The 16,221-nt window shown below is 72.4% G+C and carries 15 protein-coding genes; 11 read left to right on the top strand and 4 right to left on the bottom strand.

Annotated features, from left to right (window positions below; translation table 11 throughout):
• Positions 1-70 precede the first annotated feature (70 nt).
• Positions 71-268, top strand: coding sequence for an I78 family peptidase inhibitor (locus ACH4TP_RS26885; protein ID WP_398439348.1), 198 nt, complete (start codon positions 71-73; stop codon positions 266-268).
• An 80-nt stretch (positions 269-348) separates the two neighbouring features.
• On the opposite strand, the gene ACH4TP_RS26880 is transcribed toward ACH4TP_RS26885, so the two are convergent.
• Complete coding sequence (locus ACH4TP_RS26880; RefSeq protein ID WP_389228737.1) at positions 349-1,233, bottom strand: phosphatase PAP2 family protein; 885 nt, start codon at positions 1,231-1,233, stop codon at positions 349-351.
• A 406-nt stretch (positions 1,234-1,639) separates the two neighbouring features.
• Between ACH4TP_RS26880 and ACH4TP_RS26875 the strand changes: the two genes are divergently transcribed.
• Complete coding sequence (locus tag ACH4TP_RS26875; protein WP_398439347.1) at positions 1,640-3,583, top strand: MFS transporter; 1,944 nt, start codon at positions 1,640-1,642, stop codon at positions 3,581-3,583.
• A gap of 43 nt (positions 3,584-3,626) precedes the next feature.
• Here ACH4TP_RS26875 and sepF read toward each other — a convergent pair whose 3' ends face one another.
• On the bottom strand, positions 3,627-4,061 hold the full coding sequence (gene sepF / locus ACH4TP_RS26870; protein ID WP_388852841.1) for a cell division protein SepF: 435 nt from the start codon (positions 4,059-4,061) through the stop codon (positions 3,627-3,629).
• A gap of 322 nt (positions 4,062-4,383) precedes the next feature.
• On the opposite strand from sepF, the gene ACH4TP_RS26865 reads away from it, so the two are divergent.
• The gene (locus tag ACH4TP_RS26865) at positions 4,384-5,703 is read left to right on the top strand and encodes a DUF5685 family protein (RefSeq protein WP_398439346.1); all 1,320 of its coding nucleotides are present in this window, start codon (positions 4,384-4,386) and stop codon (positions 5,701-5,703) included.
• A gap of 37 nt (positions 5,704-5,740) precedes the next feature.
• On the opposite strand, the gene ACH4TP_RS26860 is transcribed toward ACH4TP_RS26865, so the two are convergent.
• Together ACH4TP_RS26860 and ACH4TP_RS26855 are read right to left on the bottom strand one after the other, a co-directional pair.
• Positions 5,741-6,718 (bottom strand): ABC transporter substrate-binding protein, encoded by a 978-nt coding sequence (locus ACH4TP_RS26860; RefSeq protein ID WP_398186093.1) that lies wholly within the window; start codon positions 6,716-6,718, stop codon positions 5,741-5,743.
• Complete coding sequence (locus ACH4TP_RS26855; RefSeq protein WP_398439345.1) at positions 6,715-7,194, bottom strand: GNAT family N-acetyltransferase; 480 nt, start codon at positions 7,192-7,194, stop codon at positions 6,715-6,717. Before ACH4TP_RS26855 ends, ACH4TP_RS26860 begins: the two co-directional genes overlap by 4 nt.
• A gap of 404 nt (positions 7,195-7,598) precedes the next feature.
• On the opposite strand from ACH4TP_RS26855, the gene ACH4TP_RS26850 reads away from it, so the two are divergent.
• From ACH4TP_RS26850 to ACH4TP_RS26815, 8 genes are all read left to right on the top strand, one after another.
• Entirely contained in the window at positions 7,599-8,447 is an 849-nt protein-coding gene (locus tag ACH4TP_RS26850) for an amino acid ABC transporter permease (protein ID WP_398186096.1), read from the top strand.
• Entirely contained in the window at positions 8,444-10,249 is a 1,806-nt protein-coding gene (locus tag ACH4TP_RS26845) for an FAD/NAD(P)-binding protein (RefSeq protein WP_398439344.1), read from the top strand. Before ACH4TP_RS26850 ends, ACH4TP_RS26845 begins: the two co-directional genes overlap by 4 nt.
• A 34-nt stretch (positions 10,250-10,283) precedes the next feature.
• Entirely contained in the window at positions 10,284-11,195 is a 912-nt protein-coding gene (locus ACH4TP_RS26840; RefSeq protein ID WP_389228715.1) for an amino acid ABC transporter permease, read from the top strand.
• On the top strand, positions 11,192-11,983 hold the full coding sequence (locus ACH4TP_RS26835; RefSeq protein ID WP_398186105.1) for an amino acid ABC transporter ATP-binding protein: 792 nt from the start codon (positions 11,192-11,194) through the stop codon (positions 11,981-11,983). Before ACH4TP_RS26840 ends, ACH4TP_RS26835 begins: the two co-directional genes overlap by 4 nt.
• Positions 11,984-12,011: 28 nt before the next feature.
• The gene (locus tag ACH4TP_RS26830; RefSeq protein WP_389228709.1) at positions 12,012-12,983 is read left to right on the top strand and encodes an ABC transporter substrate-binding protein; all 972 of its coding nucleotides are present in this window, start codon (positions 12,012-12,014) and stop codon (positions 12,981-12,983) included.
• Between the two features lie 103 nt (positions 12,984-13,086).
• Complete coding sequence (locus ACH4TP_RS26825; protein ID WP_398186108.1) at positions 13,087-14,100, top strand: LLM class flavin-dependent oxidoreductase; 1,014 nt, start codon at positions 13,087-13,089, stop codon at positions 14,098-14,100.
• The gene (locus tag ACH4TP_RS26820; protein WP_398186111.1) at positions 14,097-15,407 is read left to right on the top strand and encodes an NtaA/DmoA family FMN-dependent monooxygenase; all 1,311 of its coding nucleotides are present in this window, start codon (positions 14,097-14,099) and stop codon (positions 15,405-15,407) included. The genes ACH4TP_RS26825 and ACH4TP_RS26820 overlap by 4 nt, the downstream gene beginning before the upstream one ends.
• Positions 15,404-16,192: a DUF1684 domain-containing protein gene (locus ACH4TP_RS26815; protein WP_398439343.1), complete on the top strand. Its 789-nt coding sequence runs from the start codon at positions 15,404-15,406 to the stop codon at positions 16,190-16,192. Before ACH4TP_RS26820 ends, ACH4TP_RS26815 begins: the two co-directional genes overlap by 4 nt.
• Positions 16,193-16,221: the final 29 nt, after the last annotated feature.

Here is a 16,221-nt window from a genome sequence, read left to right as displayed (position 1 = left end):
TGTCGAGAACTTGTGACACAAGCGTGACCGGCGAGGGACTAACGTGAGGTTCATGTCACCCACTTCGCGCATGCCCGAACCGCCTCGCGACGCCCCCGAGTCCTATGTGGGCCTCGACGCCGAAGGAGCCGAGCGGCTCGCCAGGACCCGCGGCTGGCGGGTCGTCCGGTCCCTGCCGCCCGGCTCGATCATCACCATGGAGTACCTGGTGGGCCGCATCAACTTCGAGGTCGAGGACGGCGGCGTCACGCGCTGCTGGGTCGGCTGAGGAGCCCGTGGGGCCGTACGCGGAAGGGCCCCGGCCGATGTGGCCGGGGCCCTTTCCCGTACACGGGGGAGGAGTGCGGATCAGCCGCGGGTCACCGGAGCGCGCCGGCCGCCCGCCACCGCCACCGGCTCCCTGACCGGCTCCTCGGACGGGGCGGGGCGGGGCGGGAAGAACGCGGGGCGCGGCCCTCCGGAGGCCACGGGCAGCGAGGGCACGAGCCGGCGGCGTTCCCGCAGCCGCTCCCGCACCCGGTCGCGCGCGGCGAGGATCCAGGCCTCCGCCACGGCCAGGACCGGCTCGCACCAGGGCAGCGCGAGCAGCACGAGGAGCCCGGCCGCCCAGCCCAGCAGCACGTCGCTCAGCCAGTGCGTGCCCAGGTAGACGGTGGTGAGGCCGACGCCGAGCGCGACCACCGCGGAGAGGGCCGACAGGTAGCGCCGGGCTCTCGGGGTGGTCGCCAGATAGGCCAGGATGCCCCAGGTCACGACCGCGTTCGCGGTGTGCCCCGAGGGGAATATGTCGCCGCCTCCGAAGAGCTCGGCGGAGCCGATCTGGGTCGCGTAGTGGGGACCGAGGCGGCCGAGTCCGATCTTGACCGCGCCCACCGAGACGTTCAGCAGCAGAAGGGCGGCGCCGAGGCACAGCAGCGGGCGCAGGGTGTGCTGGCGCCAGGAGCGCCAGCCCAGCCAGGCGGCCACCATGACGGCCGTGGGGCCGCGCTGGCCGAGGACGACGTAGTAGTCGAGGAAGCCGTGGATCTCGGGCCACTGCTGGTACGGCCGGAAGAGCATGATCTTCCAGTCGAGGGTCACCAGCCACGTCGACAGCAGGACGGCCACGACGATGGCGAGATAGAACGCCGACGTCCCGCCGAAGAGGGCGAGACGCGTGCGGGTCATCCGCGGGACCTCTATCTTCGGCGGTTCCGGCTCCCGGTCCAGCCGGGCAAAGATGTCGGTACGCACCCAATCGACGTTACAGGGAGTGAGAAGCAGACCCGGTCGTTCCGCTCCCTTCGTGATGATCGTGTGATGTGGAGTGGGTCTCATCGAGTGGTCTATTCCAGGCGTCCGTCGGGAAATCCGACGACCTTCGGCCCTATTGGAGTGAGGGCCGATTCCGGAAGCATGTTTGAACGCGCGGGAATTTCCTCAAACAGACGTCCGTGCGGAATTCCATGCGACGCGCGGTCCCCGGTGAGTGGCGTACGCCACACCAGGAGGTCCGCCGGGGTGAGAGCTGCGCCACGCGCTCGGGCCTTGAACTCGCGTACGCTGACGGCTCACTCGCCCGTCGATGCCGGGCCGCCCCGGGGACATAAGACCTGGTCGGGGCCCGCCGAGCGCGAGAGCTTCACTGGGAGGTACGTACATGACGCGGACGAACACGGCCCGAGCACGATCGCGTACCGCCGCCGGCGGTGGAGCCAACCGCTGGGCCGTCCTCGTCGTCCTCTGCGTCAGCCTTCTCCTGGTCGCCCTCGACGCGACCATCCTCCACGTCGCCGTCCCCTCGCTCACCGAGGACCTGCGCCCCAGCTCCACCGCGCTGCTCTGGATCGTCGACGCCTACCCCCTGGTCTGCGCGTCGCTGCTGATCCTCTTCGGCACCCTCGGCGACCGGGTCGGCAGACGCAGGGTCCTCCTCCTCGGCTACGGGCTCTTCGGCATCGCCTCGGCGGTCGCCGCGCTCGCCACCGACTCCGCGGTCCTCATCGGGGCCCGCGCGCTGCTCGGCGTCGGCGGCGCCATGATCATGCCCGCCACGCTCTCCCTCATCCGGACGGTCTTCCCCGACCGGCGGGAGCGCGCCACCGCGATCGGCATCTGGACCGCCACCGCGGCGATCGGGGCCGCGACCGGACCCGTGCTCGGCGGCTTCCTCGTCGAGAACTACTGGTGGGGCTCCGTCTTCCTCATCAACATCCCGCTGATGGCGCTGATCCTGCCGCTCGGCCGCCGCCTCCTCCCCGAGTCGCGGGGCGCCGCCGACGGCCCCTGGGACGTGCTCGGCGCGCTCATGGCCGCCGCCGGGGTCCTGCTCTGCGTCCTCGGCGTCAAGCACGTCGGGGCCGGCGGCTCGCCGCTCTCCCTCACGACCGCCGGACCGTTGTTCACCGGCTTCGCGCTCCTCGTCCTCTTCGTGCGGAGGCAGAAGCGGCGCCCGCACCCGCTGATCGACGTCAGCCTCTTCTCCCGGGCCGCCTTCACCACCTCGGTCGGCTGCATCGTCATCGGCATGCTGGCCCTGGTCGGCCTGGAGCTCATCGCCATCCAGTACCTCCAGCTGGTCCTGGGCCTCAGCCCCCTGGAGACCGGGCTCCGGCTGCTCCCGCTGACCTTCGCCGCGATGGCCGCCGGCGCCACCGGCTCGTACACCCTGCGCAGGATCGGGCCGCGCCGGATGGTCGGCTGGGGCTTCCTGCTCACCGCCTCCGCCGTGCTGCTGCTGACCCTCATGGGGCAGCACGACCGGCCGGCGCTGCTCACGGTGGGCTTCGTGCTGCTCGGCTTCGGCCTGCAGACCACGCTCTTCTCGGCGTACGAGTCGATGCTCAGCGAGGCGCCGCAGGCGAGCGCGGGCGGCGCGGCCGCGATCGGCGAGACCTCGTACCAGCTCGGCGCGGGCATGGGCATCGCGCTGCTCGGCAGCGTGATGAACGCGGCGTACGCCCCCGGGCTCGCCTCGGTCCCCGGGGTGCCCGCGGAGGCGAGCCGGGCCGCCGCGAACTCGCTCGGCGAGGCGTACAAGGTCGCCGACCAGCTCGGCGGCGCGGCGGGAGAGGCCCTCCACCAGGCCGCCCGCCACTCCTTCGTGACCGGCCTGCACATCACCCTCTGCGTCAGCGCCGGACTGCTGCTCGTCGGCGCCCTGATGGCCCGGCGCCTGCCGGAGGTCATGGAGTGCCCGGTCGACCCGGAGGAGGCCTTCGACGCACGAGAGGCCCAGGGGGCGCTCGCGACGGCTCCGGACCGAGGTGAGGAGCGTCGGGGTGCGGCGGGGCCGGTGGAGTCGGCCGGATCGGCGGAGCCGGTGGGGTCGGCGGGGGCGCCGGAAACGGCACCCGTCGAGCCTTCGGAGCGAGCCGGTGTCTCGGAGGGCCCCGGCCCTTCGGAGCCGTCCGGTGCCGCGCAGGCGCCCGGTGCCGCAGAGGGGCCCGGGGGCTCGGAGCGGCACGGTTGCGCGGGGGCGGCCGAGTGCCCGGAGGCCTCCGTCGCGGTGGAGCGGTCCGGTGCTGCGGGGGCGGCGGAGCCGCGTGTGCCCGCGACGCGGGAAGCGATCGAGCCCGCCGGCTCGGGGCACCCGGCGCACTGACCCGACTCGGTCGGGAGGCGCCCGGTCGGGCCGGCGGGCCCGCTCAGCTCTGGTTGAAGAAACCGTCCTGCCGGCGCCGGCCCGACTCGCCGGTGAGGATCTGGGTGTCGGCGGGGGTCAGCAGGAAGACCCGCGTCGCCACGCGCTCGATCGAGCCGCGCAGACCGAAGGCGAGACCGGCGGCGAAGTCGACCACGCGCTTGGCGTCGTTCCCCTCCATCGCGGTCAGGTTCACGATCACCGGAACCCCGTCCCGGAAGAGCTCGCCGATGGCGCGGGCGTCCCGGAAGCCGTCCGGGGAGACGGTGGCGATCCGGCGGCCCCGCTCCTCGGCGGTGTCCGTCGCCACCCGGACCCGGGGGTCCGTCACCCAGGCGTCGCCGCCCTCGGCACCGTCGGCGTACTCGTCGTCGTAGTAACGCTCGTCGTTGTCCTCGACGAGTCCCAGCCAGGCACTCGCCTTGCGCACCGATCCCATGGACGCCTCCTTTCAGCGCGGTCACGTGTGGTTCCGCAATCCCTATCGTCGTCCATGATGCGGATCGCGCGCCAAGTGGATAGCCGCCGCGCAGGAGATTCGTGACGGTACTGGTGCAGAACGTGAGGGCTGTTTCCTGGCGATTCGTCAGGAAACTTGCGGTATGCGGGCCCTGATGGAGGGCCATGCAGATGAAAATATGAAAGTCGGGCTACAAGGGTGACGGTGGGCGCGTACGGGTGAACGGACCCACTCGCTACGATGCCGCGAGGCCGCCCGGCGGACCTCCGTCCGCCACCGCCCACGACTCACGGGGGAGTCCTTGTTCGGCATCGTCAGACCCTGCACCCATCGCCTCACCGACGGGCTCAAGACCGAGTGGATGGCCCATCTCTGCGGCCTCTGCCTGGCGCTGCGCGCCGACCACGGCCAGTTCGCCCGGGTCGTCACCAACTACGACGGGCTCATCGTCTCCGTTCTGACGGAGGCTCAGACCGGCGTGACCGAGGCGGGCCGCCGCAAGGCCGGGCCCTGCGCGCTGCGCGCCATGCGGACCGCCCCCGTCGCCCGCGGCGAGGGCGCCAGGCTCGCCGCCGCCGTCTCCCTCGTCCTCGCCTCCGCGAAGGTACGGGACCACGTCGCCGACCGGGACGGCCTGTTGGCCCGCAGGCCCGTCGCCGCCGCGGCCCGCCGCGTCGCCCGCTCCTGGGACAAGGCCGGGGCAAGGACCGGCCGGGACCTCGGCTTCGACACCGCCGTCCTCGTCGACGCCGTCGACCGCCAGACCGGCATCGAGGCCCTCGCGGGACCCGGCACCTCCCTGCTCGCCGTCACCGAGCCGACCGAGACGGCGACCGCGGCCGCCTTCGCGCACACCGCAGTCCTCGCCGGACGGCCCGGGAACGCGGCGCCGCTCGCCGAGGCGGGCCGGCTCTTCGGCCGCCTCGCCCACCTCCTCGACGCCGTCGAGGACCAGGCCGCCGACACCGCGACCGGTGCCTGGAACCCGCTCACCGCCACCGGCACCTCCCGCGAGGAGGCCCGCCGGCTCGCCGACGACGCCCTCCACGGCATCCGCCTCGCCCTGAAGGACGCCGAGTTCGCCGACGGCAAGCTCGCCCACGTCCTCCTCGCCCACGAACTGCGGACCTCGGTCGACCGCGCCTTCGGCACGACGAGCTGCTCGCACGGGACACCGGGCGCGGGGCAGGGCCCGGTGCCGGGGAACCCGTACGCCGGCCCCCACGGCCCGGTCCCTGGGAACCCCTACGGGGGCGACAACCCCTACGGGGGCGACAACCCCTACGGGGGCGACAACCCCTACGGGGGCAGCGGTCCCTACGGGGGCGGCGGCCCCATGGGTCCCGGTGGCCCGATGGGCCCCGGCGGCCTCCCGCCGCAGTTCGGCGGCGGTGCGCCCCAGGCCCCCAAGCCGCGCGGCTTCCTCGCCGGGTGCGCCATGTTCACCTGGCTCTTCTGCACCTGCCAGATCTGCTGCGCCAAGAAGTACGAGGGTCCCTGGTCCCGGAAGAAGCGCGAGGGCTGCTGCTACGACTGCGACTGCGGGGACGGCGGCTGCAGCGGTTGCGACTGCGGTGACTGCGGCTGCGACTGCTGCTGCTGTCCCTGCGACGGCTGCTGACGCTCCGTCGGCGAACCCCGCCGGGGCCCCGCCGCCGTCACTTCTTCGGCGCGGGGATCTCCGGCGGGGAGATCTGCGACTTCTCGATGCCCGAGGCCGTCACCCCCCACTTCTTCAGGATCCGGTCGTACGTCCCGTCGGCCTTCAGGCCGTTCACCGCAGCCTGGAAGGCCGGCGCCAGCGGGGTGCCCTTCTTGAAGGCGAAGCCGACGTCGAGGCGCCGGTACTCGTTGAGGAACTTCACGTTCTTCTGCTGCGTCACCGCGTACCGCACGCCGTTGATCGTGTTCATCACGACGTCGCTGCGGCCCTGCTGGAGCGACATCCAGATCGCCCCGGGCTCGCTGTAGACGTTCACCTCGTAAGCCGGCTTCCCGGCCTCCGCGCACCGGCCCTTGTTCTTCTCCAGGGTCCGCTCGAAGGTGGTGCCGGCGTTCACGGCCACCTTCAGACCGCACAGCTGGGTCAGGTCCGTGACCGCCCCCAGGGTGCTGTCGGCGCGCGCGGCGAAGCCCTGCCCGTCGTTGACGTACGTCACGAAGTCGATGGTCTTGCGCCGCTCCTCGGTCACGCCGAAGTTCCCGGTGCCGACGTCGTACTTGCCGCTGCCCAGCGCCGGCAGGATCGCCTCGAAGCCGACCACCTCGCGCTTCAGCTCCAGACCGAGGGCCTTCGCCACGGCGGCCGAGAAGTCGATGTCCACCCCGACGGCGGTCTTGCCGTCCGGCAGGTACGCGGAGCTGGGCGGGCTCGCCACCGAGGAGGCGATCGTCAGACTGCCGCGCTGCCGCACCTCGGCGGGGAGCAGCCCCGCCGCCGCCTCGTTCTTCTTCACCGCCCCCACCACGTCCTCGGTCGGGAGCGCGCCCTTCGCGGAGCCCGGCGCTCCCGAGGCCCCGGCCGGGGCGGTCGCGGGCTCGCCGCCCGAGCAGGCGGTGAGGCCGAGCGCGGCCGCGGTGATCAGGGAGAAGACGAGGGCGGTGCGTGCGGTGCCGGAAGTCGTACGCGTTCTCATGGTTTCGGGTTCTCCAGGAATTTCTCGAACGGCAGCGGGCCGATCGACTCGGGATCGGCGGACACGTCGAACAGCGGGCGGTAGCCGCTCGCCAGGTAGAGGCCCTTGGCCTCAGGCTGGCGCGGCCCCGTCGTCAGATAGACGCGGGAGTAGCCGCGGGCGGCGGCCTCCCGTTCGAGCACGGTCAGGACGCGGCGGGCGAGCCCGCGCCTGCGGTGCGCCGAGTGCGTCCAGATCCGCTTCAGTTCGGCGGTGTCCTCGTCGTAGCGGCGGTAGGCGCCGCCCGCCACGGGCCGGCCCTGCTCCAGGAGGAGCAGGAAGGCGCCGTGCGGCGGGGCGAACTCCGCCGCCGGGTAGCGGTTCAGGTCGTGCGCGGAGCCGTACCGGGTCGTGTACTCGTGTGCCAGCTCGTCGAGGAGCGGGCGGGCCAGGGGGTCGGTGGTCGTGGTCCGGTGCACGGACAACGGGAAGGTCATGACGGTCCTTCAGGACGAAGGAAGGGAGAAAAGGGCAGGCGAGGGGAGGGGAGAGCTCAGGCGCTCAGCAAGGGCCTGGGTGTGAAGGCGCCGCGGAAAACAGCACGCGGACGGGGAGGAGCAGCGGGTCGGCTCAACAGGAAGAGGACCACACGCGACCGAAGTCGATGTGGGAGCGCGTGACCAGCTGCTGCGGATGCATGGCCCCAGTGGAACAGGCATCCGGTCCCGCGTCAACCGCGATGAGACGTACGGCTCACAGTGCGGACAGCCTTGACAGCGGGCCGTGTTGACCGCATAGCCTCGAAGGGCGGATCGGGCTGAGGGGCCCGGATCCGCGACTCAGCGCGTGTGAAGGCGCACCCCGTGTTCGATCCGCCCTCTGGCATCCACGGAGCCTTCGCATGTCCGCGACCCTCGTCAAAACCCCTTCCACGGCCCCGCCGGCCGAACCGCCCCCGCGCATCGTCCCCACCCGCCGCACCGGCCAGTGGACCGCCGCCGCCGTCGTCCTCGTCCTGCTCGCCCTCGCGCTCGTCTCGGTCGTGCGCAACAAGGCCTTCCAGTGGGACGTCGTCGCCGAGTACTTCACCTCCGCGTCCGTCCTGCGCGGCCTCGGCCTCACCCTGTGGCTGACCGCCCTCGTCATGGCCCTCGGCTTCGTCCTCGGCACCCTGCTCGCCGTCCTCAGGCTCTCCGCCAACCCCGTGCTCCGCGCGGTCAGCTGGGGCTACGTGTGGTTCTTCCGGTCCACCCCGATCCTGGTCCAGCTGCTCTTCTGGTTCAACATCGGCGTGCTCTACCCGCAGATCCTCGGCGTGAACACGGTCAACCTCCTCGGCCCCGTCGCCGTCGCCGTCATCGGCCTCACCCTGCACGAGGCCGCCTACGCCGCCGAGGTCGTCCGCGGCGGCATCCTCTCCGTCGACCGGGGCCAGATCGAGGCCGCCCAGTCCCTCGGCCTCGGCCGGTGGCGCCGGCTCACCCGCATCGTGCTGCCGCAGGCCATGCGCGCCATCGTCCCGCCCGCCGGGAACATGCTGATCGGCACCCTCAAGGGCACCTCGATCGTCTCCGTCATCGCCGTGCAGGACCTGCTCTACTCGACGCAGCTGATCTACCACCGCACGTACGAGATCATCCCGCTGCTACTCGTCGCCACCCTCTGGTACGTCGCCGTCACCTCGGTCCTCAGCGTCGGCCAGTACTACGTCGAGCGGCACTACGCCCGCGGAACGGCCGGTGCCCGATGAGCCCGCGCCCCTCCCTGGTCATCGTGGGTGCCGGGCCGCGGGGGACCGGCCTCCTCGAACGGCTCGCCGCCAACCTGCCCGGGCTGTACGGCGACGAGCCCCTCGACATCCACCTCGTCGACCCGCACCCGCCCGGCCCCGGCCGGATCTGGCGCACCGCCCAGTCCCCGCTGCTCTGGATGAACTCCGAGGCCGACGACGTCACCATGTTCACCGACGAGACCGTCGCCCTCGAAGGACCCGTCCGCCCCGGACCCACCCTCGCCGAATGGGCCGGCATCGACGGCCGCAGCTTCCCCAGCCGCCCCCAGCAGGGCGCCTATCTGCGCTGGGTGTACGAGCGGGCCCGCGGCGCCCTGCCCGCCTCCGTCACCGTCCACGAGCACCGCACCACCGCCCTGCGGGTCAGCGGCCCCCGCGAGGGACGCCAGCGGGTCTGGCTGGAGGGCGCCGACGGCCCCCTCCTCGCCGACCTCGTCGTCCTCACCGTCGGCCACCAGGAAGCCGAACCCGACCGGGAACAGCGGGAGCTCGCCGCCTTCGCCGCCCGCCACCGGCTCGTCCACCTCCCGCCCGACTTCACCGCCGACAGCGACCTCGCCGCCGTCCCCGCCGGCGAACCCGTCCTCGTCCGCGGCTTCGGCCTCGCCTTCGTCGACCTGATGGTGCTGCTCACCGAGGGCCGCGGCGGACGGTACGAGGGCGAGGGCGACGAGCTCGTCTACGTGCCCTCCGGCAAGGAACCGGTCCTGTACGTCGGATCGCGCCGGGGCGTCCCGTACCACTCGAAGATCGGCTACGACCTCGACGGCGAACGGCCCCCGCTGCCCCGCTTCTTCGGCGCCGAGCAGACCGACGCCCTGCTCCGGCGCCCCGGACCGGTCGACTTCCGGCGCGACGTGTGGCCGCTCATCGACAAGGAACTCGGCTGGGCCCACTACCACCGGCTCTTCTCCACCCACCCCGAGCGGACCGCGCTCGACCGGAGCGACTTCGAGAAGGCCTACGAGGAGGCGCCGCCGCGCTCGGCCGAACTCGCCGCGCTCGTCGCCGCCGCCGTCCCCGACCCCGCCGACCGGCTCGACCTCGACGCCCTCGACCACCCCCTGGACGGCATCCGCTACCCCTCGGCCGAGGCCCTCCAGCAGGGCCTGCGCGACTACATCACCGAGGACCTGACCCGCCGCCACGACCCCGCCCACAGCCCCGACGCCGCCGTCTTCGCCGGACTCCTCTCCGTCTACGGCCAGCTCGTGCGGCTCAGCCGGCGACTCGACCCCGACGGCTGGTGGCACGGCTTCTTCAGCTACCTCGCCTCCGGGCCGCCCGGCCCCCGGCTGCGGCAGCTCCTCGCGCTCTCCCGCGCCGGCGTCGTCCGCTTCCTCGGCCCGCAGGTCACCGTCGAGGCCGACGAGGAACGCGGCCTCTTCCGGGCCGTGTCCGCCGCCCTGCCGGGGGAGTGGACCGAGGCCCGCGCCCTCGTCGAGGCCCGGATCCCCGAACCCACCCTGGAACTCACCCGCAGCCCGCTGCTCCGCGCCCTGTACGAGGAGGGGACCCGGACCACCGCCGGCGGCCTCCTCGTCGTCGACCCCGACGACGGCCGGCTCCTGGAGCACGACGGACGCCCGCACCCGCGCCGCTTCGCCCTCGGCCCGCACACCACCACCCGCGCCGGGAGCGGCTTCACCCGGCCCCGTACCGGCGGGATCGCCTTCGGGCAGAACGACGTCACCGCGCGGGCCGCCCTGACCCTGCTGCGCGACCGGGCGTGTCGGCTCCCCGCCCCGCTGAGCGTCTGAACCCCGCTGCCCGACCCCTTTCCGAGGAACCGCCATGTCTCTCACCAGCGACCCACCCGCCGCCACACCCGCCACCGAGCCCGCCACCGCGCCCGTCACGAAGACCCCCGGGAGCACCGCGCCCGAGCTCGTCGTCGTCCCGGTGCGCCACCCCTGGCGCTGGGCGGCCGTCGTCGTCACCGCCGTCCTGCTCGTCCAGTTCGTCCACGGACTCGTCACCAACCCCGGCTGGGAATGGGACGTCTTCGCCGCCTTCTTCACCACCGAGACGATCCTCCGCGCCGTCTGGGTCACCCTCCAGCTGACCTTCTACGGCACCGCGCTCGGCTTCGCGATCGGCATCGTGCTCGCCTTCATGCGCCTGTCCGCCAGCCCGTTCCTGCGCTCGGTGGCCTTCGGCTACATCTGGGCCTTCCGCTCCATCCCGCTCATCGTCCAGCTGCTCTTCTGGTTCAACCTGGCCTACCTCTACAAGGAACTGAGCATCGGCATCCCCTTCGGGCCGAGCTTCCTCTCCTTCGACACGATGGGCCTCGTCGGCGAGATGAGCGCCGCCGTCCTCGGCCTCGCCCTGCACCAGGCCGCCTACGCGGCGGAGATCGTCCGGGGCGGCGTACTCGCCGTGGACGAGGGCCAGTTGCAGGCGGCGGCCTCCCTCGGCATCCCCAGGCTCCGGCAGCTGCGGCGGATCGTGCTGCCGCAGGCGATGCGCTCGATCCTGCCCAACGCCGCCAACGAGATCATCTCGCTCTTCAAGGGCACCTCGATCGTCTCCGTCATGGCGATCGGCGAACTCTTCTACCAGGTCCAGGTCGTCTACGGCCGCAACGGACGGGTCGTCCCGCTCCTCATGGTCGCCACCGCCTGGTACGTCCTGCTCACCACCGCGCTCTCCGTCGTCCAGCACTACGTCGAACGCCATTACGCGAAGGGGAGCGTCCGATGAGCTCCGACACCGTCTCCGCCGACCCCTCCACCGCCAAGGTCGAGATCCGCGCCGTCCACAAGCGGTTCGGCGCCCTCCACGTCCTGCGCGGCATCGACCTCGACGTCCGGGCCGGAGAGGTCACCGTCGTCCTCGGCCCCTCGGGCTCCGGCAAGTCCACCCTGCTGCGGACCATCAACCACCTGGAGAAGGTCGACAGCGGCACGGTCGGCGTGGACGGCGTCCTCGTCGGCTACCGCCGCTCCGGGAACAAGCTCTACGAGCTCCGCGAACGCGAGATCCTCAAGCAGCGCACCCGCATCGGCTTCGTCTTCCAGAACTTCCACCTCTTCCCGCACCTCACCGTCCTGGAGAACATCGTCGAGGCGCCCGTCTCGGCGCTGAAGCGGCCCCGCAAGGACGCCGAGGCCACGGCCCGCGCGCTGCTCGAACGCGTCGGACTCGCCGACAAGGCCGACGCCTACCCCAAGCAGCTCTCCGGCGGACAGCAGCAGCGGGTCGCCATCGCCCGCGCGCTCGCCCTCGAACCGAGCCTGCTCCTCTTCGACGAGCCCACCTCCGCGCTCGACCCCGAACTCGTCGGCGAGGTCCTCGACGTCATCAAGGACCTGGCCGCCTCCGGCACCACCATGATCGTCGTCACCCACGAGATCGGCTTCGCCCGCGAGGTCGCCGACACCGTGGTCTTCATGGACGAGGGCCGGATCGTCGAGCAGGGGCCGCCGGCCGAGGTCCTCGACAGTCCGCGCCACGAGCGGACCCGTGCGTTTCTCTCCAAGGTTCTCTGACCCCCTCACCCGAAGGAGCTGTACCGCCATGAAGACCCGTCGTACCGTCCTCACCGCCCTCGCCTCGCTCACCGCCCTCGGCGTCCTCACCGCCTGCGGCTCGGGCGACGCCGCCACCGAGATCAAGCCGGAGGGCCAGAAGGACACCGGCATCAACGTGGGTCCGAACCAGAACCGGATCCACACCGCCAAGGACGAGACGGCGGCCGGCAAGCTGCCCGAGGCCGTCCGCAAGAGAGGCACCCTGATCATCGGCGTCTCCGCCAAGAGCAATCCGCCGCTCGCCTTCCGCGCCACCGACGACAAGACGCTGATCGGCGTCGAGCTCGACATCGCCACCCTCGTCGCCGACACCCTCGGCCTGAAGCCCGAGTTCAACCCGGTCTCCTGGGAGAACCTCTTCGTCGGCCTGGACAGCGGCAAGTACGACGCGGTCTTCTCCAACGTCACCGTCACCGAGGAGCGCAAGGACAAGTACGACTTCGCCACCTACCGCCTCGACGACCTCGCCTTCGAGGCGAAGAAGGGGTCCGGCTGGACGGTGAAGGGCCCCGAGGACGTGTCCGGCAAGCGGATCGCCGTCGGCTCCGGCACCAACCAGGAGAAGATCCTCGTCGACTGGTCCAAGCAGAACGAGAAGGCCGGCCGCAAGGGCGTCGACATCAAGTACTACGACAACACGACCGACTACTACCTGGCCCTCCAGTCCGGCCGGATCGACGGCTACCTCGGCCCCAACCCCGCCGTCGCCTACCACGTGGCCTCCGCCGGACAGACCGAGACCGTCGGCAAGTTCTCCGGGGCGGGCGCCGGACTCCAGGGCAAGATCGCGGCCACCACGAAGAAGGACAGCGGGTTCGTCGCCGCCTACGCGGCCGCGATCGACCACCTCATCGAGAACGGCACCTACGCGCAGGTCCTCAAGCGGTGGGGGCTGAGCGCCGAGGCCGTGCCGAAGTCGGAGATCAACCCGCCCGGCCTGCCCCGCACCAAGAACTGACCTCGCCGTGTGCCGGCCCCGGTGTTCCGCCGGGGCCGGGGCCGGGGTCGGCTTCCGGGTCCGCGCCGGGATCCGTACCTCGCCCTGTATGGAAAGAGACCGTATGACCAGCATCCGACCGCTCCACCTCGCCGCCGAGCTCGTCGGCTCCGGCCGGGCCGATCCCGGCCCCGTCGCCCGTACCGTCGCGCTCGCGCGGCTCGGTGAGGCAGCCGCGCTCGACTTCCTCACCCATGACGACTCCTTCGGCGGGCCCGGTCTCGACGCGCTCGCCGTGCTCGCCCGGGTCGCCCCCGAGACCCGGTCGGTCGGTCTCGTGCCGACCGTCACCACCACGCACACCGAGCCCTTCCACGTCCAGGCCGCCGTCGCCACCCTCGACTGGGTGAGCCGGGGCCGGGCGGGCTGGCGGATCGCGGTCTCCCCGGCCGGGGCCGAGGCCCGGCTCGTCGGCCGCCGTCCGGCGCCCCCCACCGCCGAGCTCTGGCAGGAGGCGGGTGAGGTCGCCGAGGTGTCGCGGAAGCTGTGGGACAGCTGGGAGGACGACGCCGAGATACGGGACGTGGCCACCGGACGGTTCGTCGACCGCCGCAAGCTGCATCATGTGAACTTCCAGGGCGCGACCTTCTCGGTCAAGGGGCCCTCGATCGTGCCCCGTCCGCCGCAGGGCAATCCGGTGACCGTCGTCGACGCCACCCGCCCGGCCGCCCGGGAGACCGCGGCCCACCACGCCGACGTCGCCCTGATCCGGGCCTCGTCCGCCGAGGAGGCCGCCGCCCTCCGTGCCGAACTGCACCGGGGGGCCCGCGCCCACGGCCGGGACCCCGGGCAGCTGCGCGTGCTGCTCTCGCTGAGCGTCGACTTCGACGCGTACGAGGGTGGGCCCGGGGCGCTCGCCGAGCTGATCGCCGACTGGGCCGGGGGCGGCGCCGTCGACGGCTTCCACCTCGTGCCCGCCGTGCCGGAGCGGGACCTGGAGCGGTTCGCCGGGGAGACCGTGCCCCGGCTCAGGGAGCGCGGACTGTTCCGCAGCGGGTACGCGGGGACCACCCTGCGCGATCACCTGGGGCTCGTCCGGCCGGTCAGCCAGTACGCGAGGGCGGGGGCGGACGTATGAGCCGGGGCAAGAAGCAGGTTCATCTCGCCGCGCACTTTCCCGGCGTCAACTCCACCACCGTCTGGGCCGATCCGCGGTCCGGATCGCAGATCGACTTCTCTTCGTTCGAGCATCTGGCCAGGACCGCGGAGCGGGGGCTCTTCGACTTCTTCTTCCTCGCCGAGGGGCTGCGGCTGCGCGAGCACGCGGGCCGGATCCACGACCTGGACGTCGTCGGCCGGCCCGAGTCGATCACCGTCCTGAACGCCCTCGCGGCGGTCACCGGGCGGCTCGGCCTGGCCGCCACGGTCAACGCCACCTTCAACGAGCCGTACGAGCTGGCCCGGCGGCTCGCCTCGCTCGACCACCTGAGCGCCGGTCGCGCCGCCTGGAACGTGGTGACCTCGTCCGACGCCTTCACCGGCGAGAACTTCCGGCGCGGCGGCTATCTGGACCGCGCCGACCGGTACACGCGGGCCGCCGAGTTCCTCGCCACCGCCCGGGAGCTGTGGGACTCCTGGACCCCGGACGGCGAGCAGCGGCCCTTCGCGCACAGCGGGCCGCAGTTCCGGATCTCGGGCGAGTTCCCCGTACCGCGCTCCCCGCAGGGGCATCCGGTGGTCATCCAGGCCGGGGACTCCGGTGAGGGCCGGGAGTTCGCGGCCTCCGCCGCCGATGTGATCTTCACCCGGCATTCCACCCTGGAGGCCGGGCGGGAGTTCTACGCCGACGTCAAGGGACGCCTCGCCCGGTACGGGAGGCAGCCCGGCGACCTGAAGATCATGCCGGGGGTGACGTACGTCCTCGGCGACACCGACGCCGACGCGCAGGAGCGGGCGGCCGAGATACGGCGGCAGCAGGTCTCCCCGCAGAACGCGATCCTCGCGCTCGAACAGGTCTGGGGCCGCGACCTGTCCGGATACGACCCCGACGGGCCGCTGCCGGACGTCGATCCCGATCCGGACTCCACGCTCGTCCAGGGCCGGGTGCGGGTCGCCGATCCGGTGGGAGTGGCCAGGAAGTGGCGGGCGCTGTCGGAGGCGAAGGGGCTCTCGATCCGGCAGACCGTCATCGAGAGCGGCAGCCGGCAGTCCTTCGTGGGCTCTCCGGCGACGGTCGCGGCCGCCCTGGAGGAGCACGTCGCCACGGACGCCGCCGACGGCTTCATCCTCGTCCCGCACCTCACCCCCGGCGGCCTCGACGACTTCGTCGACCGGGTCGTCCCGCTGCTCCAGGAGCGGGGGGTCTTCCGTACGGAGTACGCGGGCACCACGCTGCGCTCGCACCTCGGGCTTCCCGAGCCCGTATGGAAGGCTGACACACCATGAGTACGGATCCACAGCAGGACTGGCAGCACTGGCACGAGCAGCGGGAGGCCGCGGTCGCCTCCTCGTACGGCCCGCTCTCCCTCACGGGCACCCACTGGCTCGCGGACCACCCCGAGGGGCGTGTTCCGGCCATTCCCGGCGAGTGGCGGGAGGACGGTGACGAGGTGGTCCTGACGGCGGGCGCCGAGGACGGGATCACCGTCGACGGCAAGCCCTTCACCGGCACGGTCCGGCTCACCGCCGACCACGCCCCGATCCACGAGTCCCGGGTCGAGTCGGCGGGCCGGCGGCTCGTGGTGCTGCGGCGCGAAGGGCTCTGGGCCGTACGGGACTTCGACCCGGACTCGGGGGCGCGCCGCGCCTTCCGGGGCATCGAGGCCACCCCGTACGACGAGCGCTGGGTGGTGCCCGGCGTGTTCCGTCCGTACGGGGAGACGCGCAGCGTACGGGTGGAGAACGCCGACGGCCGGGAGCGCGGCCTCGGGCTCTCCGGGGAGCTGGTCTTCGAGCTGCACGGCGGCGAGCACGTCCTGCAGGTGGCCGTCGAGGACGACGGCACCCTGTGGGCGGTCTTCGCGGACGCCACCAGCGGCCGGGACAGCTACCGCTTCCGTTTCCTGCGACCCGAGGCCCCGGCGGCGGACGGCTCGGTGACGGTGGACTTCAACCGCGCGCTGCTGCCGCCGTGCGCCTTCGCGGACCACTTCATCTGCCCGTTCCCGCCGCCCGGGAACACGCTGGACACCGCGGTGGCGGCGGGGGAGCGGCGGCTGAACGCCTCCTGAACTGGTCTTTTGCCGTAGTGCTGCGCCCC

The sequence above is a fragment of the Streptomyces sp. NPDC021012 genome, from assembly GCF_044333355.1.
Taxonomy (GTDB): Bacteria; Actinomycetota; Actinomycetes; order Streptomycetales; family Streptomycetaceae; genus Streptomyces.
The sequence above is the reverse complement of the archived record's forward strand: the minus strand, read 5'-3'. Positions and strand labels throughout refer to the sequence as shown.

Excerpts from the sequence above, each read along its gene's own strand:
- ACH4TP_RS26885 (WP_398439348.1), top strand. The coding sequence starts at position 71 with ATGCCCGAACCGCCTCGCGACGCCCCCGAGTCCTATGTGGGCCTCGAC.
- ACH4TP_RS26875 (WP_398439347.1), top strand. The coding sequence starts at position 1,640 with ATGACGCGGACGAACACGGCCCGAGCACGATCGCGTACCGCCGCCGGC.
- sepF (WP_388852841.1), bottom strand. The coding sequence starts at position 4,061 with ATGGGATCGGTGCGCAAGGCGAGTGCCTGGCTGGGACTCGTCGAGGAC.
- ACH4TP_RS26860 (WP_398186093.1), bottom strand. The coding sequence starts at position 6,718 with ATGAGAACGCGTACGACTTCCGGCACCGCACGCACCGCCCTCGTCTTC.
- ACH4TP_RS26855 (WP_398439345.1), bottom strand. The coding sequence starts at position 7,194 with ATGACCTTCCCGTTGTCCGTGCACCGGACCACGACCACCGACCCCCTG.
- ACH4TP_RS26850 (WP_398186096.1), top strand. The coding sequence starts at position 7,599 with ATGTCCGCGACCCTCGTCAAAACCCCTTCCACGGCCCCGCCGGCCGAA.
- ACH4TP_RS26845 (WP_398439344.1), top strand. The coding sequence starts at position 8,444 with ATGAGCCCGCGCCCCTCCCTGGTCATCGTGGGTGCCGGGCCGCGGGGG.
- ACH4TP_RS26840 (WP_389228715.1), top strand. The coding sequence starts at position 10,284 with ATGTCTCTCACCAGCGACCCACCCGCCGCCACACCCGCCACCGAGCCC.
- ACH4TP_RS26835 (WP_398186105.1), top strand. The coding sequence starts at position 11,192 with ATGAGCTCCGACACCGTCTCCGCCGACCCCTCCACCGCCAAGGTCGAG.
- ACH4TP_RS26830 (WP_389228709.1), top strand. The coding sequence starts at position 12,012 with ATGAAGACCCGTCGTACCGTCCTCACCGCCCTCGCCTCGCTCACCGCC.
- ACH4TP_RS26825 (WP_398186108.1), top strand. The coding sequence starts at position 13,087 with ATGACCAGCATCCGACCGCTCCACCTCGCCGCCGAGCTCGTCGGCTCC.
- ACH4TP_RS26820 (WP_398186111.1), top strand. The coding sequence starts at position 14,097 with ATGAGCCGGGGCAAGAAGCAGGTTCATCTCGCCGCGCACTTTCCCGGC.
- ACH4TP_RS26815 (WP_398439343.1), top strand. The coding sequence starts at position 15,404 with ATGAGTACGGATCCACAGCAGGACTGGCAGCACTGGCACGAGCAGCGG.